The sequence below is a fragment of the Streptomyces sp. NPDC059850 genome, from assembly GCF_042731515.1.
Classification (GTDB): Bacteria; Actinomycetota; Actinomycetes; order Streptomycetales; family Streptomycetaceae; genus Streptomyces.
Genome location: NZ_JBHWJI010000011.1, coordinates 81166 through 101093, shown reverse-complemented (window position 1 = coordinate 101093; position 19928 = coordinate 81166). Strand labels below are relative to the sequence as shown.

Annotated in this window: 17 protein-coding genes and 1 pseudogene; 8 read left to right on the top strand and 10 right to left on the bottom strand. The window is 71.3% G+C overall.

Going from position 1 to position 19928, the window contains the following annotated elements:
- Nucleotides 1-3: 3 nt before the first annotated feature.
- Complete coding sequence (locus ACFV9T_RS11785; protein WP_385438801.1) at nucleotides 4-1191, top strand: glutathionylspermidine synthase family protein; 1188 nt, start codon at nucleotides 4-6, stop codon at nucleotides 1189-1191.
- A gap of 44 nt (nucleotides 1192-1235) precedes the next feature.
- Here the strand turns inward: ACFV9T_RS11785 and rocD are convergent, their stop codons facing one another.
- Both rocD and ACFV9T_RS11775 read right to left on the bottom strand, forming a co-directional pair.
- Nucleotides 1236-2480 (bottom strand): ornithine--oxo-acid transaminase, encoded by a 1245-nt coding sequence (gene rocD / locus ACFV9T_RS11780; RefSeq protein WP_385438798.1) that lies wholly within the window; start codon nucleotides 2478-2480, stop codon nucleotides 1236-1238.
- Between the two features lie 514 nt (nucleotides 2481-2994).
- Nucleotides 2995-3552: pseudogene (locus ACFV9T_RS11775) on the bottom strand (RNA polymerase sigma factor); the annotation flags it as partial.
- A gap of 151 nt (nucleotides 3553-3703) precedes the next feature.
- Here ACFV9T_RS11775 and trpS point away from each other — a divergent pair.
- From trpS to ACFV9T_RS11760, 3 genes are all read left to right on the top strand, one after another.
- The gene (gene trpS / locus ACFV9T_RS11770; protein ID WP_385438796.1) at nucleotides 3704-4717 is read left to right on the top strand and encodes a tryptophan--tRNA ligase; all 1014 of its coding nucleotides are present in this window, start codon (nucleotides 3704-3706) and stop codon (nucleotides 4715-4717) included.
- Between the two features lie 202 nt (nucleotides 4718-4919).
- A complete protein-coding gene (locus ACFV9T_RS11765; RefSeq protein ID WP_385438793.1) occupies nucleotides 4920-5531 on the top strand; it encodes a 2'-5' RNA ligase family protein in 612 nt (203 codons plus the stop codon).
- Between the two features lie 119 nt (nucleotides 5532-5650).
- Nucleotides 5651-6598, top strand: coding sequence for a YihY/virulence factor BrkB family protein (locus ACFV9T_RS11760; protein WP_385438791.1), 948 nt, complete (start codon nucleotides 5651-5653; stop codon nucleotides 6596-6598).
- 3 nt (nucleotides 6599-6601) lie between these two features.
- Here ACFV9T_RS11760 and ACFV9T_RS11755 read toward each other — a convergent pair whose 3' ends face one another.
- Nucleotides 6602-7960, bottom strand: coding sequence for a D-alanyl-D-alanine carboxypeptidase family protein (locus ACFV9T_RS11755; protein ID WP_385438789.1), 1359 nt, complete (start codon nucleotides 7958-7960; stop codon nucleotides 6602-6604).
- A 10-nt stretch (nucleotides 7961-7970) separates the two neighbouring features.
- Here ACFV9T_RS11755 and ACFV9T_RS11750 point away from each other — a divergent pair, with 10 nt between their 5' ends.
- Nucleotides 7971-8222, top strand: a complete 252-nt coding sequence (locus ACFV9T_RS11750; protein WP_055547269.1) for an SCO4848 family membrane protein — start codon at nucleotides 7971-7973, stop codon at nucleotides 8220-8222.
- Between the two features lie 51 nt (nucleotides 8223-8273).
- The gene (locus tag ACFV9T_RS11745; protein ID WP_385438787.1) at nucleotides 8274-9707 is read left to right on the top strand and encodes a metallophosphoesterase; all 1434 of its coding nucleotides are present in this window, start codon (nucleotides 8274-8276) and stop codon (nucleotides 9705-9707) included.
- Here ACFV9T_RS11745 and ACFV9T_RS11740 read toward each other — a convergent pair.
- From ACFV9T_RS11740 to ACFV9T_RS11710, 7 genes are all read right to left on the bottom strand, one after another.
- The gene (locus ACFV9T_RS11740; protein ID WP_385438987.1) at nucleotides 9611-10774 is read right to left on the bottom strand and encodes a VanZ family protein; all 1164 of its coding nucleotides are present in this window, start codon (nucleotides 10772-10774) and stop codon (nucleotides 9611-9613) included. The two genes, ACFV9T_RS11745 and ACFV9T_RS11740, sit on opposite strands and share 97 nt — an antisense overlap.
- 138 nt (nucleotides 10775-10912) lie before the next feature.
- The gene (locus tag ACFV9T_RS11735) at nucleotides 10913-12355 is read right to left on the bottom strand and encodes an APA family fibronectin-binding glycoprotein (RefSeq protein ID WP_385438785.1); all 1443 of its coding nucleotides are present in this window, start codon (nucleotides 12353-12355) and stop codon (nucleotides 10913-10915) included.
- A gap of 209 nt (nucleotides 12356-12564) precedes the next feature.
- Entirely contained in the window at nucleotides 12565-13338 is a 774-nt protein-coding gene (locus tag ACFV9T_RS11730) for a succinate dehydrogenase iron-sulfur subunit (RefSeq protein WP_385438783.1), read from the bottom strand.
- On the bottom strand, nucleotides 13338-15092 hold the full coding sequence (sdhA, locus tag ACFV9T_RS11725; RefSeq protein ID WP_385438781.1) for a succinate dehydrogenase flavoprotein subunit: 1755 nt from the start codon (nucleotides 15090-15092) through the stop codon (nucleotides 13338-13340). The genes ACFV9T_RS11730 and sdhA overlap by 1 nt, the downstream gene beginning before the upstream one ends.
- Before the next feature lie 24 nt (nucleotides 15093-15116).
- Nucleotides 15117-15587, bottom strand: coding sequence for a succinate dehydrogenase hydrophobic membrane anchor subunit (locus ACFV9T_RS11720; protein WP_123107238.1), 471 nt, complete (start codon nucleotides 15585-15587; stop codon nucleotides 15117-15119).
- 5 nt (nucleotides 15588-15592) lie between these two features.
- Nucleotides 15593-15973, bottom strand: coding sequence for a succinate dehydrogenase, cytochrome b556 subunit (sdhC, locus tag ACFV9T_RS11715; protein WP_385438779.1), 381 nt, complete (start codon nucleotides 15971-15973; stop codon nucleotides 15593-15595).
- Nucleotides 15974-16141: 168 nt separating this feature from the next.
- Nucleotides 16142-16720: a 2-oxo-4-hydroxy-4-carboxy-5-ureidoimidazoline decarboxylase gene (locus ACFV9T_RS11710; protein ID WP_385438776.1), complete on the bottom strand. Its 579-nt coding sequence runs from the start codon at nucleotides 16718-16720 to the stop codon at nucleotides 16142-16144.
- A gap of 162 nt (nucleotides 16721-16882) precedes the next feature.
- On the opposite strand from ACFV9T_RS11710, the gene ACFV9T_RS11705 reads away from it, so the two are divergent.
- Together ACFV9T_RS11705 and ACFV9T_RS11700 are read left to right on the top strand one after the other, a co-directional pair.
- The gene (locus ACFV9T_RS11705; RefSeq protein WP_385438774.1) at nucleotides 16883-18529 is read left to right on the top strand and encodes a glycoside hydrolase family 20 protein; all 1647 of its coding nucleotides are present in this window, start codon (nucleotides 16883-16885) and stop codon (nucleotides 18527-18529) included.
- 409 nt (nucleotides 18530-18938) lie between these two features.
- Nucleotides 18939-19919, top strand: coding sequence for a DUF4328 domain-containing protein (locus ACFV9T_RS11700; RefSeq protein WP_385438772.1), 981 nt, complete (start codon nucleotides 18939-18941; stop codon nucleotides 19917-19919).
- The last annotated feature ends 9 nt before the right edge of the window (nucleotides 19920-19928 follow it).

The window sequence follows — 19928 nt, the reverse complement described above, 5'->3', positions numbered from 1 at the left end:
CCCATGAAGCGTCACACCATGGACCCCCGCCCCGGCTGGCAGGCCACGGTCGAGGAGCAGGGGGTCATCTACCCGCTGACCCGCTACCCGGACGGCTCGCTGCGCCCGTACTGGGACGAGAGCGCCTACTACGTCTTCTCGCTGCCCGAAGTCGAGGCGCTGGAGGAGGTGGTCGAAGAGCTGCACCGGATGTGTCTGGAGGCGGCCGCCCACATCGTCGACGCCGACCGCTTCGCCGACCTCGGCATCGAGGAGCCGCGAGTGGCCGGGCTGATCGCCGAGTCCTGGCGCCGCCGGGCCGAACAGCCCAGCGTCTACGGCCGGTTCGACCTGCGGTACGACGGCGGCCCGGAACCGGCGAAGCTGCTGGAGTACAACGCCGATACGCCCACCTCGCTGGTGGAGGCGGCGAGCGCCCAGTGGTTCTGGATGGAGGACCGCTTCCCGGGCGCCGACCAGTGGAACTCCCTGCACGAGCGGCTGGTCGACGCCTGGAAGCGCCAGGCGGCCCTGCTGCCGCCGGGTGTGCCCCTGTACTTCGCCCACTCGGCCGGGGACGAGCTGGGCGAGGACCTGATGACCGTCGCCTACCTGCGGGAGACGGCCGAACAGGCGGGGCTGCGGACCGAGGCGATCTCCATGGAGGACATCGGCTGGGAACGGCTCTCCGGCCGCTTCGTGGACATGCGGCACCGCTTCATCCGCGGCTGCTTCAAGCTCTACCCCTGGGAGTGGCTGGTCAGCGACCGGTTCGGCAGCCATGTGCTGGACACGATCGACAACGGCGGCGGCACCGGCTCCACCCTGTGGATCGAGCCCGCCTGGAAGATGCTGCTGTCCAACAAGGCGCTGCTGGCCATTCTGTGGGAGCTGTACCCCGGGCATCCCAATCTGCTGCCCGCCTACCTCGACGGGCCCCGCGAACTGGCCCGCGCCAACGGCTACGTGGCCAAGCCGCTGCTCGGCCGGGAGGGCGCGGGCGTGACCGTGCATCAGCCGGGCGCGGAGCCCGTCATCCGGGACGAGGCCTGCTGCTACCAGGAGTTGGCCCCGCTGCCCGACGTGGACGGCAACCGGGTGGTGCTCGGCGCGTGGGTGGTGGAGGACGAACCGGCGGGGCTCGGCATCCGGGAGTCGGCCGGGCTGATCACGGACGAGTACGCGCGCTTTGTGCCGCATGTGATTCTTTAAGCGGCGCCAGAGCGACCCGGGCCGCAGCCGTTCGCGGTTCCGGGTCATTCCGCCAGCACCGCCCTGAGCTGGTCCAGGCCCCAGTCCAGATCCTCCTTGCCGATCACCAGGGGCGGTGCGATCCGGATGGTGGACCCATGGGTGTCCTTGACCAGCACCCCGCGGTCCATCAGCCGCTCGGAGATCTGCCGCCCGGTGCCGCGCGACGGATCGATGTCCACACCGGCCCACAGCCCGCGCCCCCGCACCTTCACCACCGCCCGGCCATCGGCCATATGCGCCAGCTCCCGGTGCAGATGCTCGCCCAGCTCCGCCGCGCGCCCCTGGAACTCCCCGGTCCGCAGCATGGCGATCACCTCCAGGGCGACCGCGCAGGCGAGCGGATTGCCGCCGAAGGTCGACCCGTGCTCACCGGGGCGGTGGACGCCCAGCACCTCGGCGGAGGACACCACCGCCGACACCGGCACCACCCCGCCGCCCAGCGCCTTGCCCAGCACATAGACGTCCGGCACGACGCCCTCGTGCTCACAGGCGAAGGTCTTCCCGGTGCGGCCCAGGCCCGACTGGATCTCATCGGCGATGAACAGCACGCGCCGCGCCCGGGTCAGCTCGCGCACCCCGGCCAGATATCCGGGCGGCGGCACCAGCACCCCCGCCTCGCCCTGGATGGGCTCCAGCAGCACGGCGACCGTCTCCCCGGCCCCCGCGTCGAGCGCGGCCTCCATGGCCGCCAGATCGCCGTACGGCACGATATCGAACCCCGGGGTGTACGGGCCGTGGTCCGCGCGGGCCTCCTGATCGGTGGAGAAGCTGATGATCGTGGTCGTGCGGCCGTGGAAGTTGTTGTCCGCGACGATGATCCTGGCCCGCCCGTCCGGCACGCCCTTGACGCGGTAGCCCCATTTGCGGGCGGTCTTGATCGCCGTCTCGATCGCCTCCGCGCCGGTGTTCATGGGCAGCACCGTCTCCATGCCGCACAGCGCGGCCAGCTCCGCGCAGAACGCGGCGAAGCGGTCGTGGTGGAAGGCGCGCGAGGTCAGCGTGACCCGCTCAAGCTGTGCCTTGGCGGCGTCGATCAGCCGCCGGTTGTGGTGCCCGAAGTTGAGCGCGGAATACCCGGCGAGCAGGTCCAGATACCGGCGGCCTCCTACATCGGTCATCCACGCCCCCTCAGCGGAGGCGACGACGACCGGAAGCGGATGGTAGTTGTGCGCGCTGTGGGCCTCGGCGGCCGCGATGGCGCGCGCTGAGTCCTGCGAGGGGTTCGGGGAGCGTTCGGTCGAGGTCAAGACGTCCTCCGTTCTGTGACACCGTTCTGTGACACCCGTTCTGTGACACCCGTTCTGTGACACCACCGAGGGGCTGCGACACCACCCAGGGTGGGGCTGTGCACCGTGACTGGCGAGTCGGCCTCGCCACGGTCAGGGGCGAGAGGTCAGGGGCGAGAGGTCAGCGGCGAGAGGTCAGGGGCGGGGGCGCCGGGCCGGGGGCGGCCTGTCGCACCCCTGGTCCCGGTCCGCCGGTCGGCCGGGGCGGCCCCGGCCCGTGGGGCCCTGCCCGGCCTCAAGCCCCGGCAGGGCGTGCCACCACTGCTCCTCCCGGAACCGCCCGCCGGGCCCCGCCCTGTCCGACAGGCCCACGATCCGGGCCAGCACCCGCTCGGCCAGCGTCTCGCCGCCCGCCGGGAGGCCGCGCCCCGGCACCTCGGCGGGCGGTGGCTCCTCCAGCGCGCGCCCGAGCGCCCGCAGCTCGCCGGGCAGCCCTTCCCCGTCCATCCCCTATGCCTCCCTGCCGTGCCTGCCGTGTCTGCCGTGCCCGCTCCGGCCCCGCCTCCAGTAGCAGCTCCAGCCGCCGCAGCGCGCGGCTCAGCCGCGACTTCACCGTGCCGCGCGGCCAGCCCAGGGCCGCCGCGGTCTCCGCCTCGTCCAGATCCAGCAGATAGCGATAGGTGACCACCCAGCGCTGCGGCTCGCTCAGCTCTTCCAGCGCGGCCATCAGCCGCGCCCGCCGCTCGTCCGCGAGCGCCATGGCCGCCGGATCCGCGCTCTCCGGTATCGCCGGACCCTCCGGACCGACTCCGGCCATCGCCGCCTCCCGGTCGACCGCCGTCTGCTGACGGCGCGCCGAGCGCACCGCGTTCCGCGTCTCATTGGCGACGATCCGCAGCAGCCACGGCCGAAAGGCCGCGTCGCCCCGGAAGGTGCCGAGCGCGAGATACGCCTTCACGAAGGCGTCCTGCACCACATCCTCGGCGTCCGCGCCCGCGCCCATCAACGCTGCGGTGCGCACCGCTATCGGCGCGTGGGCACGCACCAGCTCGGCATAGGCCTCGGCATCCCCGGCCCGCACCCGAGCGATCACGGCCGCATCTGGTCCCGCAACGTCTTGCGTCGCTGCGTCTTGCTCTTCGTCCCGCGCGACGAGGTCCCCCTCCCGCGCCCCCTCACGAGTCCTCACACCTTTGATACACCGGCGGACCGAGTCTGGTTCCACACCTGAGAGAATGGGTGGCATGGCCCTTGATCGTCCCCGTGCGCTCTCCGGTATCCAGCCCACCGCAGGCTCCTTCCATCTCGGGAACTACCTCGGTGCGATCCGGCAGTACGTCGCGCTGCAGGAGACCCACGACGCGTTCTACACCGTGGTCGACCTGCACGCGATCACCGTTCCGCAGGATCCGGCGGAGCTGCGAGCCAACAGCAGGCTCGCCGCCGCCCAGCTGCTCGCCTCCGGGCTCGACCCGGACCGCTGCACGCTCTTCATCCAGAGCCATGTGCCCGAGCACGCCCAGCTCGGCTGGGTGATGAACTGCCTCACCGGCTTCGGCGAGGCCTCCCGCATGACCCAGTTCAAGGACAAGTCGGCCAAGCAGGGTGCCGACCGCTCGACCGTCGGCCTCTTCACGTACCCGATCCTCCAGGTCGCCGACATCCTGCTCTACCAGGCCAACCACGTCCCCGTCGGCGAGGACCAGCGTCAGCACATCGAGCTGACCCGCGATCTCGCGGACCGTTTCAACGGCCGCTTCGGCGAGACCTTCACCGTTCCCGACGCGTACATCGTCAAGGAGACCGGGAAGATCTACGACCTCCAGGATCCGACGGTCAAGATGAGCAAGTCGGCCTCCACGCCCAAGGGCATCGTCAACCTCCTCGACGAGCCGAAGGTCTCCGCGAAGAAGATCAAGAGCGCGGTCACCGACCTGGAGACCGAGATCCGCTTCGACGAGGAGAAGAAGCCCGGCGTCAGCAATCTGCTGACCATCTACTCCACCCTCACCGGCGACTCCATCGCGGAGTTGGAGGGGAAGTACGAGGGCAAGGGGTACGGCGCGCTCAAGACCGACCTGGCCGAGGTGCTGGTCGAGTGGGTGACGCCGTTCCGCGAGCGGACCCAGGAATACCTGGGGGACCCGGGGGCGTTGGACAAGGTCCTGGCCAAGGGGGCGGAGAAGGCGCGTGCCGTCGCCGCCGAGACGCTGGCCCTCGCCTACGACAAGGTGGGGTTCCTGCCCGCGGCGCGCTGACCGCCCACGGCGGGGCAGCCACGGGACAGTCGGAGGCGGGCGCCGCCGAAGTGTACAGCGGCTGACCCCTGACCAGGGGGTTCTTCGGCCCGTGTGCCCAAGAATCGAGGAATCTAGCCGCGAAGGCGGCACAGCCGCCACACTGGCACCGGTGCAGCGGACTGAAGCCCAGCAGCCCGGCAGGGCCAGGAGGGAGAACGCAGTGGGGACCGTAACGCTCGGCGTTTCGATCGCGGTCCCGGAGCCGTACGGCAGCTTCCTCCAGGAGCGGCGCGCGGGCTTCGGGGACCCGGCCGCTCATGGCATCCCCACCCACGTCACCCTCCTGCCACCGACCGAGGTCGAGGCCTCGGCGCTGCCCGCCATCGAGGAGTATCTGGCCCAGGTCGCGGCCGAGGGGCGGCCGTTCCCGATGCGGCTGGAGGGGACCGGCACCTTCCGGCCGCTGTCGCCCGTCGTCTTCGTCAAGATCGTCGAAGGTGCGGACGACTGCGCGACGCTGCAGGAGCGGATCCGGTCGGAGTCCGGGCCGTGCGCCCGTGAGCTGCAGTTCCCGTACCACCCCCACGTCACCGTCGCGCACGGTATCGACGAGGAGGCGATGGACCGGGCGTTCTCGGAGCTGAGGGACTTCGAGGCGGCCTGGACGATCAACGGCTTCGCGCTGTACGAGCAGGGCGAGGACGGGATCTGGCGGCTCGACCGCGAGTACCCCTTCGGGCCCGGCGGTTCGGGCGAACAGCCGGGCGCGGCCTCGCCCGTGGTGCCCCGTCAGGCCGATCTCACCCGCCCGGCCGCCCCCTCGCCCTGGTAGACCGCGCCTGCCCGCCCTGGAAGTCCCTGAGCCGGACGGCGTAGCGGAGTCGTGGAGCAGCGGATAAACGGGAACCCGCCGCCGAGGAGTAAAACTCGGCGGAAGGGTAGTTGTTGATCATGGACTGGCTGACCCGCTTGCCGCTCATCGGTCCCGCCCTCGCCCGGCTGATGCGCACCCACGCCTGGCGTTCGTACGAGCGCCTGGAACGCGTCCACTGGTCCCGACTGGCGGCCGCGATCACCTTCATCAGCTTTCTGGCCTTCTTCCCCCTCATCACCGTGGGGGCGGCGATCGGCGCCGCGACGCTCACCGAGGCGCAGATGCATCAGCTGCAGCGGAAGGTCGCCCAGCAGATCCCCGGCATCTCCGGTCAGCTCGATCTGAGCGGTCTCATCCAGAACGCGACGACCATCGGGATCGTCGCGGGCGCCCTGCTGCTGTTCACCGGCATCGGCTGGGTGGGCTCGCTGCGCGAGTGCCTGCGGGCCGTCTGGGAGCTGGAGGAGGATCCCGGGAATCCCGTGGTGCGCAGGCTCAAGGACGGCATGGTGCTCATTGGCCTGGGCGGCGTCACGCTCGCCTCGTTCGCCGTCTCGACGCTCGCCGTCACCGTCGTCCACCGGTTGACGCAGCTCCTCCACATCCCCGAGAACGGGGTGGGCGGCTGGCTGCTGCGGATCGCCGCGTTCCTGATCGCCGTCGCGGCCGACTTCCTGCTGCTGTGCTACGTCCTGACCTGGCTGCCCCGGGTCGAGCCGCCGCGCCGGAGGGTCGTGGTCGCGGCGCTCATCGGCGCGATCGGCTTCGAGCTGCTGAAGCTGCTGCTGAGCAGCTATCTGCGCGGGGTGGCGGCGAAGAGCATGTACGGGGCGTTCGGCGTGCCGATCGCGCTGCTGCTGTGGATCAACTTCACCGCGAAGCTCACCCTGTACTGCGCCGCCTGGACCGCCACCGGATCCGCCGCCGAGGAGGCGGGGGACGAGCCGGGGAAGGAGCCCCAGGAGGACTCCCCGTCCCTCGGGCCGAGCGACCGGGCCGATGGGCCCGGCCGCTCGGCGGCGTAACGTTCAGCCCCGGCGCGGCCAGCGGCGGTGCACCGCGTACGCCACCGCGCCCAGCACCGCCAGCGAACCGGCCGCGATCCCCGCCGCCGTCCACATGCCGCCCGAGTCGCCGCCGCTGGAGACGGACGCCTGGGTGTGCTCGTCGCCGTTCTTCTTGCCGTCCGCCGAGGTGTGGCTCTGCTCCAGGCCCGCCGGGCCGGGGCGGACGAGGGTGCCGACCGGATTCACCGAGTCCGCCGCGTTGAACCCCCAGTCGAACAGCTTCGCCGTCTCCTTGTAGACCCCGTAGGGCTCCGACTTCTGCGGGTTCATGACCGTGACCAGCAGTACCCGCTTGCCGCGCTGGGCCACACCGGTGAAGGTGGAGCCCGCCTTGCTCGTATAGCCGTTCTTGACGCCCGCCAGGCCCTTGTAGGCCTTGATGTCGATACCGGTCAGCAGGCGGTCGGTGTTCTGGATCCCGAAGCTCATGCGGACCTTCTTGCCCTTTTTGTTCTTTTTGTATTCCCCCGGGAACTGGGCAGTCGCCGTCGCGGCGTACTCCCGGAAGTCCGCCTTCTGCAGCCCGGACCGGGCGAACAGCGTGAGGTCGTACGCGCTGCTGTACTGGCCCTCCTCGTCGTAGCCGTCCGGCGTGACGACATGGGTGTCCAGCGCGTTCAGCTTCTTGGCGTGTGCCTGCATGTCCCGCACGGTCGCCGGGACGCCGCCGTTCATCGCGGACAGGACGTGCACCGCGTCGTTGCCCGAGCGCAGGAAGACGCCCAGCCACAGGTCGTGCACCGTGTAGTCGAGGTTCTCCTTCACCCCGACCAGGCTGCTGCCCGAGCCCATCCCGGCGAGGTCGGCCGCCCGCACCGTGTGCTTCTGATCCTTGGGGAACTTCGGCAGCACCGTGTCCGCGAACAGCATCTTCAGCGTGCTCGCGGGCGGCAGCCGCCAGTGGGCGTTGTGCGAGGCCAGCACATCGCCCGACTCGGCGTCCGCCACCATCCAGGACTTACCGCTCAGCCCCTTCGGCAGCGCGGGCGCGCCCTTCTTCGGATCCACCTGGGTACCGGGTCGGCCGAGCCGCGTCCCGCCCACCGTGGACATCCGGGCGGGCGGCTTCGCGGCCTCGGCGCCCTTGGCGCCGCCGGGGTCGTCGGCGGCGAGCGCGGGGGAGGCGAGCAGCGGGGACAGCAGGGTGGACAGCAGCAGGGCGGCGGTGGTGGCCAGCGGCGCGGCGGCGCGTCGCGACGTGAAGGTGTTCGAAGAGATCGGCACGTCTGCGAACGTACCCGTCGCCGTTCCGGACGGCGAAAGCACCGCCGTCTTACGGGCGGTGGCCCCCCGCGTGGAGGTACGCGACCGGGTGCCCATACTGGAGACCATGAAGCTCAGCCGCCCCGTGTCCTGGTTCCTGCTCGCCTTCGGGGTCTGGAGCTGGGTCATCTGGTTCACCTTTGTCAAAAACTTGTGGAAGGACGCCAGCGGGCTCGCTTTCGACGACGCAGGCGACCCCACCGCGTACTTTTGGGTGCATCTGCTGCTCGCGATCACGTCTTTTCTCTTGGGGACGGCCATCGGGGTGATCGGGTTGCGCGGGCTGCGTGCTTTGCGCCGAAATGACGCCGAAGAGTAGCCGTTCCGGGCGTTCCGGATTAGTCATACAGCCGCATAGGGAGGACCGGGGATGGTCGTGCTCTTCGCCTTGATCGCACTGGCCGTCGTCGGTCTGCTCGCCGGGGTGCACTGGTACGTGTGGCGGCGGCTGATCCGCGATACGACGGCGCCCGGCGGACGGGCGCGCCGTACGGGCACGGCGGCGGCCTTCGCGCTCCCGCTGATCAGCGTCGGGGCCCTGGTCGCGGGGCGTACGGGGGTGCCCTTCCCGGTTCAGCGGGTGCTGGCCTGGCCGGGCTACCTGTGGCTCGCGCTGCTGCTGTATCTGACCCTGGCCCTGCTGGTCGGCGAGGCGATACGCCCCGTCCTGCGCGCCTGGCTGAAGCGCCGTGCCGACGCAGTGGCCGGGCCGGACGCCGACGTTGCGGGGGTACGCGCCGAGGCTGCGCCGGTCGCCGTCGCGCACGCGGCACCGGCGGTGGCCGCGCCTGCGGCCGAGGTGGCGGGTGCGGCTACGGAGCCCCCCGCTCCGGCCGGGGTGGGGCCGGACGGCGCCGCGCCGGTCGCACGGCCCGCCGGGCAGGCGGCGCATCCCGTGGACGCCGCCCCGGAGGCCAGCCCGGTGGCGGGTGAGGGCGCGGCCGCCGGGGGTTACGACGCGGCCGCCACAGACCCCGCCCCCTCCCGGCGGCTGTTCGTCGCCCGGGCCGTGGCCGTGGGCGCCACGGCGGCGGCCGCCGGGACGGTCGGGTACGGGACGTACACCGTGCTGCGCGGCCCGCGCGTCAAGCGGGTCACCGTGCCGCTCGCGAAGCTGCCGCGCCGCGCGCACGGCTTCCGGATCGCCGTCGTCAGCGACATCCACCTCGGCCCGGTCCTCGGCCGCGCCCACACCCGGCGCGTCGTCGAGACGATCAACCGTACGAGCCCCGACCTCATCGCCGTCGTCGGCGACCTCGTGGACGGCAGCGTCGCGGACCTCGGCCCGGCCGCCGAGCCGCTGCGCGGGCTGCGCGGCAGGCTCGGGAGCTTCTTCGTCACCGGGAACCACGAGTACTTCTCCGGCGCCGAGCAGTGGGTCGACCACGTCCGCGAACTCGGCGTCCGCCCCCTGGAGAACGAGCGCGTCGAGCTGCCCTGGTTCGACCTCGCCGGGGTCAACGACGTGGCCGGGGAGGACGAGGGGCAGGGGCCCGACTTCGGGCGGGCGCTCGGCGACCGCGACCGGGCGCGGGCGTCGGTCCTGCTCGCCCACCAGCCGGTGGTGATCGACGACGCGGTGGAGCGCGGCGTCGATCTCCAGCTGTCCGGCCATACCCATGGCGGGCAGGTCTGGCCCGGCGAGTACGTCGCCGCTCTGGCCAACCCCACCGTGGCGGGGCTGGAGCGGTACGGCGACACCCAGCTCTACGTCACCCGGGGAGCGGGCGCCTGGGGCCCGCCGGTGCGGGTCGGGGCGCCGCCGGACGTGACCGTCGTGGAACTGGCCTCAACGCGCGCTTGAGGTGAGTTCCGGGCGGGCTCCGGGTCCTGTTCGTCGGCCGACCGCGCGCGGCTGTGCGGCAGCGCCTCGTTGCGCAGGCCCGAGGCGTGGTCGTGCGGGCCGAGCAGCTCCGGGTGGCGCAGCGTCTCCAGCGCACAGGTGACGGTGAGCGCGAACCCGGCGGCCACGGCGAGCAGTTGGACGGGGCCGAGCGTGGTGAAGACCGCCTCCGCGCCCCGGGCGCCCGCGTCATGGGCGAAGTCGAACAGGTCGCCCGGCCACGGCTCGTCCAGCACGATCAGCACGGCCAGGAACAGCGCCGCCAGCAGCGGCAGGACGAACGCCCCCAGCAGCAGCGCCCGCAGGGCCAGCCGCCAGGGCACCAGCGGGCCGCCGTCGGCCGCCACGAGCCGCAGTCGCAGCAGCCACTTGCCGGGTGTCGCGCCGGTCGCCAGCGGCACCAGGACGAACCAGGCCACGAAGGTCCCGGCGAGCAGCAGCCAGGCCGGGACCGCCGCACCCCGAGCGGTCAGCACGAAACCGGCGAATACCGTCGCGAGTACGTATCCGGCCAGGTCGACGGTCAGCGCCGCCAGCCGCCGCCCGAACGGCACCGGCCGCCGCCCCAGCGCCCGCCCGTCCAGCGCCTCCAGTACGGGCAGCAGCCGCGCCGCCGGTCCGGCGAGCAGCCAGCCGACCAGCGCGCCCGAGGTGTTGATGATCAGGTCGTCCACGTCGAAGAGCCGGTACGGGCAGTTGTACATGCCCCACACCCCGGTCACCTGCGTGATCTCGAAGAACAGCGCCGTTCCGGCCCCGATCATGGCGGTGGGCCGCAGCCCGAGCCGGAAGTGGTAGCGCAGGAAGAGGCCGAGCGGCACGGTCAGCAGCAGGTTGAAGAGCGCACCGGCGACGGCGGGATTCTGGAACACCAGCGCACCGGGGGCGAGCTGACGCCCCGCCTCCTTCCAGATGTCCGCGAAGGTGTTGCCCGGTATCCACTGCGGATGGGAGGCGGCGGCGAAGCGCGCGCACGTGATCGACGCGTCCTTCGGCAGCGGCACGACCGTCATGCAGAAGGCGGTGATCCCGTAGGAAAGCCGGGTAGGCGGTGGCCATGGCGGGGACTATACGTCATGTGTATACGCGGGGTGTATAGCGGGACGGGGGTGGCCCCGCCGCCGCCCCGCGAGGCCCCGGGGACGGCGGTAGCGGCAGTACGACCCCTACGAACCCTTCGTCGTCTTGGCCGGGGTCTTCTCGAAGGAGCTGAGGAAGATGCCGAGCGCCCGCTTGTTCTCCTTGGCGTTCCAGTCGTGCGCCGGTGTCGTCCACCGGATGGAGAAGCCCCGGCCGCCGCCGACCAGGAAGCCCCGGCCGAACGTGCGGAGCCGGTCCTGCCCGACCGCGGTGCTCCACTCCATGTCGGCGGCCTTCCAGTCGCGGTAGTCGACCGGGCGGATGTCGTCGATCCGCTGGAAGCCGGGGTAGATCTTCTCGATCGTCGGGATCAGGCGGCGCCAGCCCTCCACGGGGTCCTCTTCGGGGCCCTTCCCGAAGGTCACCACCAGATTGCGGGGGTCGCCCTCGGCGGCGAACTTGATGTGGAAGCGCGACCCGCTCTTGACCTGCTTCCAGCCCTTGGGGAGGTCGATGGAGAACCCGCCCGTCTCGCTCGTGTAGCGGTAGTAGCCGGGCGGCGGCGGGTCGTCGGGGCCCGGGTACGCGCCGCCACCGCCACCGGCGGGGGGCGCGGACGACGACGGCGGGGGCTGCTCGGGGGCGGACGAGCCGGGCGGGCGCGGGGTATCCGGCGCGGAGGGCGGGGGAGTTTCGCGGGGCAGGCTCGGGGCGGCGCCGCCCGCCGGTGGCGCGGAGGGGGAGGGGTCGGCGGCGCGGTCGTCGCCGCCGCCCAGACCGCTGGTGGAGGCCAGGGCCACCACCGAGACCGCCGTGCCGAGGACCAGGGTGGCCAGCGCCAGGGCTAACGGGGCGATCCGGCGGCCCTCGCGGCCGCCCTCCCGTCCCGCCTCCCGTCCCCCCTCCGGTCCTCCCTCGCGCTCGCCGTCGCGCCGCGCCGAGGGGAACCACGCCTCGTAGGTGGTACGCAGCCACGGCAGGCGCGGCGCCGCGCGGATCGGGACGGGCTCACCCTCGTTGAGGATGCGCTCCAGGGCCTGGCGCACCACCGGCGCGGTCAGCCGCTCCCGGGGATCGTCGCGCAGCAGCCCGTGGATGACCTGGACGAGCGGTCCCGCGTGCGGCGGGGGCGGCACCGGCACCTCCCGGATGACCCGCAGCGTCTCCTCCGGTGAGTCCCGGCTCCGGTGCGGCGGGCGCCCCTCGACCATGGCGAACAGGACCGCGCCCAGCGCCCACATGTCGGACGCGGCGCACGCGCCGGTCGCGCGCGCCTGCTCCGGGGAGGCGTACGCGGCGTCGGTGACCCGCCGGGACGGCTCGGTGCCGACCTGGCCGAAGCCGGAGAGGACGACCTCGCCGTCCGAGCGCAGCAGGACCCGCGCGGGGCTGATGTCCCCGTGGACGATGCCCGCGCGATGGGCGGAGTCGAGGACGGCGAGGAGTTGCAGGCCGATGCGGGTGGCGCGGACCGGTTCCAGCCCGCCGCGCCAGGCGAGTTCCTCGCTTAATGGGCGGCTGTCGCTCATGGGCCGGCCGATTCGTTCCGCTGTGCCGCGCTCCTGCGTGCCGGTCACGCTGTCACCCCTTGATGAACGTGCCCCATCCACCCTCTTCCCCAGGAGGTACGTCGAGGTCGCGGCGGGCGTTCAACGGCTGTGAAAACGCTATGAGCCGCCACAACGCGACGGGCCCGCCCCCGGATGAGGGGGCGGGCCCGTACGAACCAACTGGGGGCTCAGAAGCGCCGCGTGATCAGCGCGCGCTTAACCTCCTGGATGGCCTTGGTGACCTCGATGCCACGGGGGCACGCGTCGGTGCAGTTGAAGGTGGTGCGGCAGCGCCAGACGCCGTCCTTGTCGTTCAGGATCTCCAGCCGCTGCTCACCGCCCTCGTCGCGCGAGTCGAAGATGAAGCGGTGCGCGTTGACGATCGCCGCCGGGCCGAAGTACTGGCCGTCGTTCCAGAACACCGGGCACGAGGACGTGCACGCGGCGCACAGGATGCACTTGGTGGTGTCGTCGAAGCGCTCGCGGTCCTCGGCGGTCTGCCGCCGCTCGCGCGTCGGCTCGTTGCCCGTCGTGATCAGGAAGGGCATCACATCGCGGTAGGCCTGGAAGAACGGCTCCATGTCCACGACCAGGTCCTTGAGGACCGTGAGGCCCTTGATGGCCTCGACCGTGATGGGCTTCTCCGGGTTGATGTCCTTGATCAGCGTCTTGCAGGCCAGCCGGTTGCGGCCGTTGATCCGCATGGCGTCGGAGCCGCAGATGCCGTGGGCGCAGGAACGGCGGAAGGTCAGGGTGCCGTCGTGATCCCACTTGATCTTGTGGAGGCCGTCGAGGACGCGCTCCTTGGGGTCGATGTCGAGCTGGAAGTCCTCCCAGTACGACTCGGCCGCGATCTCCGGGTTGAAGCGCCGGATCCGGAAGGTGACCGTGATCGTGTGCGCGGCGGTGGCGTCGGCCGGCTCCGGGGCCTGGTCCTGCTTCTCAAGCGTGGGGGTGCTCATCAGTACTTACGCTCCATCGGCTGGTAGCGGGTCTGCACGACCGGCTTGTAGTCGAGGCGGATGGACTCGGCGCCGTCCGCGCCCACCTCTCGGTACGCCATGGTGTGCCGCATGAAGTTGACGTCGTCGCGGTTCGGGTAGTCCTCGCGGTAGTGACCGCCGCGCGACTCCTTGCGGGCCAGCGCGGAAATCGCCATGACCTCGGCCAGATCGAGCAGGTTGCCCAGTTCGAGGGCCTCCAGCAGGTCGGTGTTGAACCGCTTGCCCTTGTCCTGGACGGAGCAGTTCTTGAAGCGGGCGCGCAGGCTGCCGATCTCCTCGACGGCCTCCTTGAGCGTCTGCTCGGTGCGGAAGACCATGACGTTCTTGTCCATGGTCTCCTGCAGCGCCCGGCGCACCTCGGTGACCCGCTCGGTGCCGGTGGCGTCGCGCAGGTTCTCGACCTGGTCGCGGACGAACCCGGCCGGGTCCTCGGGGAGTTCGACGAAGTCGGCCGTGGCGGCGTACTCGGCGGCGGCGATGCCCGCGCGGCGGCCGAACACGTTGATGTCCAGCAGCGAGTTGGTGCCCAGCCGGTTGGCGCCGTGCACGGACACGCACGCGACCTCGCCCGCGGCGTACAGGCCCGGCACGACGGTGTCGTTGTCGGAGAGCACCTCGCCCTCGACGTTGGTCGGGATGCCGCCCATCGTGTAGTGCGCGGTCGGCTGGATCGGGATCGGGTCGGTGTACGGCTCGATGCCCAGGTAGGTGCGCGCGAACTCGGTGATGTCCGGCAGCTTGGCGTCCAGCTGCTCCGGCGGCAGGTGGGTCAGGTCGAGGAAGACGTGGTCGCCCTCGGGACCGCAGCCACGGCCTTCGCGGATCTCCGTGTAGATGGAGCGGGACACCACGTCACGGGAGGCCAGGTCCTTCATGACCGGCGCGTACTTCTCCATGAAGCGCTCGCCGTCCTTGTTGCGGAGGATGCCGCCCTCACCACGGGCGCCCTCCGTCAGCAGGATGCCCATGCGCCAGATGCCGGTCGGGTGGAACTGGAAGAACTCCATGTCCTCCAGCGGCAGCCCGCGCCGGTAGGCGACCGCCTGGCCGTCACCGGTGAGGGTGTGGGCGTTGGAGGTCACCTTGAAGAACTTGCCGCAGCCGCCGGACGCGAAGACGACGGACTTCGCCTGGAAGACGTGCAGCTCGCCGGTGGCCAGCTCGTACGCCACGACGCCCGCGGTGCGCTTGACCCCGTCGACCTCGGCCATCAGGAGGTCCAGGACGTAGAACTCGTTGTAGAACTCCACGCCCTCCTTGACGCAGTTCTGGTACAGCGTCTGGAGGATCATGTGGCCGGTGCGGTCCGAGGCGTAGCAGGACCGGCGGACCGGGGCTTCGCCGTGGTTACGGCTGTGGCCGCCGAAGCGGCGCTGGTCGATCGTGCCGTCCGGGGTCCGGTTGAACGGCAGACCCATCTTCTCCAGGTCGAGGACGGAGTCGATGGCCTCCTTCGCCAGGATCTCGGCGGCGTCCTGGTCGACCAGGTAGTCGCCGCCCTTGATCGTGTCGAAGGTGTGCCACTCCCAGTTGTCCTCCTCGACGTTCGCGAGGGCGGCGGCCATGCCGCCCTGGGCGGCGCCGGTGTGGGAGCGGGTGGGATACAGCTTGGTGAGCACCGCCGTGCGGCTGCGCTTCGTCGACTCGATGGCCGCGCGCATGCCGGCGCCGCCGGCGCCCACGATGACGGTGTCGTACTTGTGGATCTTCATGAGTGGTTACCTCAGCCCCGGGGCCTAGCGGATGTTCGGGTCGAAGGTGAAGATCACCAGGGTGCCGAGCACGATGGTGAATCCGGCCGCCGTGTAGAGCAGCCCCTTCAGCCACAGGCGGGTGTTGTCCCGCTCCGCGTAGTCGTTGATGATCGTGCGCAGGCCGTTCGCGCCGTGCAGCGTGGCGAGCCACAGCATGATCAGATCCCATGCCTGCCAGAACGGCGAGGCCCAGCGGCCGGCCACGAAGGCAAAGCCGATCTTGGTGACACCGCCGTCCAGCACGAGCTGGATCAGCAGATGGCCCAGGACGAGGACGACCAGCACGATGCCGGACAGGCGCATGAAGAGCCAGCCGTACATCTCGAAGTTGGTCCGGGTCGTCTTGGGCGTCTTACGGGTACGGGCCCGGGGCGGCTCGATGACCGGCGCCGGGTGGTCCACGTCGTACGCGCTGACCGCGTCGGTCGCGGGGGTGGTGGTCTCGGCGGACATGTGCGTCAGCTCCCGAACAGTTCGCGCAGCGTGTGCTGGAGGATCGGGTAGAAGGCACCGGCCATGAGCACGGCCCAGATACCGACCACGGACCACAGCATCTGGCGCTGGTACTTCGGGCCCTTCGACCAGAAGTCCACGGCGATGACGCGCAGGCCGTTGAGGGCGTGGAACAGGATGGCGGCCACCAGGCCGTACTCCATCACGTTCACGAGGGGCGTCTTGTACGTCGCGACCACGTCGTCGTACGCCTCGGGGGACACCCGGACGAGCGAGGTGTCCAGGACATGTACGAACAGGAAGAAGAAGATGAGGACGCCGGTGACTCGATGAGCCACCCAGGACCACATACCTTCCCGGCCGCGATACAGCGTTCCAGCCGGCACGGAAAACCCTCCGGAAGCGGGGACTGGGGCCTGCCGGCTTGACTGTCGGTCGGGCCCGGCCGGGTACGGTCCACCGGCCCTGGCCATCGTAGCGACGTGTTGTCGGCGGGTTCGCGCGGGGGGCTCAGGTGTGATCAAAGAGGCACGGGTGGGCGCTTCGCGTGCGCTTCACGCCAGGTCGAACCGGGCGATATCCGGCATAGCGCCATCCGGGGTCACCATCCGGGTGAGCCGCCCGCGAGCGATGCGGCGCAGCTCCTCGGCGGCGTGGGCCCGCTCCTCCTCGGGTTCGTTCCCCAGCCGGTCCCGGATTCCGGTCAGCAGCCGGTTCAGCCGCTCCTCGGGGGCCAGGCCGTCCAGGCAGATCACGAAGGCGTGGCCGAACCGCTGCTCGTACGCGGCGTGCGCGGCCCGTAACGCGGTGTGCGCGGCCAGCGAGCCGATCCCGGTCTCGGTGTCGGCGGGCAGCGGATGGCCGGTCATGGTCTCGTCGGCCAGCGCCTCGGCGAGGTCGGCCGGGGTGAGGTCGTAGCTCGCCTCGTCCCCGGCGGCCAGCAGCGCGCCGAGATCGGGATAGGGGCGGTGGTCCGCGATCAGCCGGGCCCAGCGGCGGCTGCCGCAGCAGGAGAGCAGCGCCGCCTCGGCGGCGTCGGCGGTCAGCCGGTTGAGCCGGTCGAGGCCGCCTGTGGTGCTGGCGCGGGGACGGGACCTGGGCAGCGTGGACTCCTTGGGCGCGCGGGGACACACGGTGGCGCGTGGGGGAGGTGTGCTGGGAAGCGTGAGCAGTACACGGTAACGACGTGGAGAGGTGGGTGTGGCGGAGAGAGCGTAAATTCACTCGTAGGGGGACGTTTTGTGGCGTGAAGTAGACAACGGCCCAGCACAGTCCGATAGCAGGAGGTGCGCGCCATGGGGTTGCCCGTCAGAGCCGCCAAGGCGGCCATCCTCCGCGGCGGCATCGCCGGTGCCGCCGCGACCGTCGTCCTGATCGGCCTCGGCTGCCAGCAGACGCAGTCGACGAACAACGGCTCGGGCTCCCCACGGGCGCCCTCCCTCCCCACGCGACACACCGCGGGCTCATCGGCCACCCATGCCGGTACGGCGCCCACGTCCACCGCGCCGCACTCCGCCGCACCCCGCACGATCCCCTCCGTACGCGACTTCACGCCGAAGTCAGGACCCGGCTGGAAGCCCGGCAAGAACAGCCGGGTGGTCGCCGACCTCAAGGGCCCGCTCGCCGACGAGGCCCGCATGATCGCCGACGAGCTGGGACTGCGCACCGCCTCCGGCGCCCCGCGCCGAGGTGATCTGTCCCTCGCCGTCGCTCCCGGTCAGGGCGGCGGCGCCGAGGCGTACCGGCTCACCGTCCGCAAGGGCGCCGCCCGCGTCACCGGCCCGGCCACCGCGGGCGTCTTCTACGGCACCCGGACCGTGAAACAGGCCCTGCGCTCCGGCGGCAAGCTCCCCGAGGGCGTCATCGACGACCGCCCCGGCCGCTCCCAGCGCGGGCTGAACCTGGACATCGCGCGCAAGTTCTACACCGCCAGCTGGATCGAGGCGCGGCTGCGCGAGATGGCCGACCTCAAGCTCAACCAGCTGGGGCTGCACTTCTCGGACGACCAGGGATTTCGTATCCAAAGCGATACCAACCCCGAGATCGTCTCGCCGCAGCACCTGACCAAGGCCCAGGTCCGCCGGATCGTCGCGCTCGCCGGGCAGCTGCACATCACGGTCGTGCCCGAGATCGACTCGCCCGGCCACCTCGGCGCGGTGATCCGCCAGTACCCGGACCTCCAGCTGCGCAACGCGGGCGGCACCTCGTTCCAGGGCGACGTGGACATCTCCAAGCCGGGCTCGGCCCGGATCGTGGACCAGCTGATGCGCGAGTACGCCCCGCTCTTCCCGGGCCGCTACTGGCACCTGGGCGCCGACGAGTACCTGGCGCTCACCGTGAAGGACCCCGAGGCCTCGTTCCCGCAGCTCGAAGCCGCGGCGAAGCGCAAGTACGGCTCACAGGCCACCGTCCAGGACCTGGCCACCGGCTGGCTGAACGACCGGGCGGCGGTCGCCCGCTCGCTCGGCAAGGAGCCCAAGGCGTGGAACGACGGCTTCTTCAGCGGCGGCGTCATCACCCCGGACAAGAACATCGAGGTCGAGTACTGGACGGGCCGCACCCGGTGGTCCGCCCGGCCGCCGGTGGAGTACCTGCGCGAGGGCCGGAACGTGGTGAACCTCAACTCCGAGTACCTCTATTACGTGCTCGGTGAGCCCAACGGCTTCTACTACCCCACCGGCAAGCGCATCTACGACGAATGGACCCCCGGCACCCTGCGCGGGACCCAGCCCGTCTCCGACAAAAAGCTGACCGGCCCGAGCCGCGTCCTCGGCGGCCGCTTCGCGGTCTGGTCCGACCAGCCCGAAGCCCAGACCGAGCAGCAGGTGGCCAAGGGCATCCGGCTGCCGCTCGCCGCGCTCTCCCAGCGCCTGTGGGACCCCGGGACACCCCCGCTGAGCTGGGCCGACTTCACCCGTCTCGCCAACCGGCTGGGAGTCTGAGCGGCAACGGCCTGAGCGGCAGAGGGGGAGAGAAGGAGGGACGGCCGGGGCCGCCACCCCCCACAGGAGAGGCCCCGACCGCCGTCCAGCTTGGGCCAGCTAAGGCCCTTGCTCCTTATAGCGTCGCACGCTTCGAATACGTCACACCCGCCGTGGACTCGAAACCTGACCGTTACGGGCACGCCGGTCGCGTCCATGCCCTGGGCCGACTCTGGACGGGACCGGTCGGATGCCCGTAACGTGCAGGTCCGCGCTGTGGGCGCGGTCAGCTTTATTTTCTCGCGTGGTTCCGGTCGGGCCACGTCCCCAGGGGGATCAAGAAATGTATCCGTGCGGGAACTGCCGCGCTGCCGCCGTCGGCCCCGACGGTCGCTGCGCTGCGTGCGGCACCTATCAGCAGCAGCAGCCGATGGCCGGGCCCGGGGGCTACCCCGCTGCGTCGCCGATGGGCATGCCGCCCGGCGGTGTCGATCTGCGGCGCGGGCTGGCCACGACACTCACCGTGCTGTTCGGCGTGACCATCGCCGTGCTGATCCTGGCGTTCATCGCCCGCGTCCAGCAGTACAACCTCTACGGGGACATCCTGGACGGCGGGTCGGTGTCCGGCTCGGACGCCGACGACGCCGACGACTTCTACGCCACCGCGCTGGTCCTCTCCACGCTGTCCATGCTCGCGGTCGCCATCGTGTGGCCCATCTGGTTCCGGCGGCTGCGGGTGAACGCCGAGACGTTCGCACCGGGCCAGCACCGCTTCAGCTCCGGATGGGCGGCGGGTGCCTGGTTCACCCCCGTGGTCAGCCTCTGGTTCCCCAAGCAGATCGCCAACGACATCTGGCGCGCCAGTTCCCCGCAGGGCCCGCACCAGGCCAACCGCAATCTGCTCAACGGCTGGTGGGTGTGCTGGGTCATCAGCGGCCCGCTCTTCAGCCTCTCCCTCGGGCAGTGGAGCAACGCCCGGCAGCGGGCCCTCGACAGCGGCATCTTCGGGGCGCGGGGCGCCATCGAGGACATGCAGACGGCGATCGGCACGAACTGCTTCGCGTACCTGCTCACCATCGCCGCCGCGATCCTCGGCCTGCTGCTCGTCCGGCAGATCACCGCGATGCAGGAGCAGCGCGCCGCGCTGCCGCCGCAGGCCCCGTACGGCCAGACGCCGCCGCAGGCCCCGATGGGTTCGGGTGCCCCGTACGGCGGCGCCCCCGCCAATCCGTACGGCGGTGCCCCGGCCAACCCGTACGGCGGCGGAGCCTCCGGCAACCCGTACGGCGCGCCCGCCCCGTCCCCGTACGGCGGCGGCGCACCGCAGATGCCGCCGGTCGTCCCGCAGGCCCCGCCCGCCCCGCCGTCCGGCCCGCCCGCCGGGCCGCAGCCGCCGTACGGGCAGGGCTAGCGCGCCGCC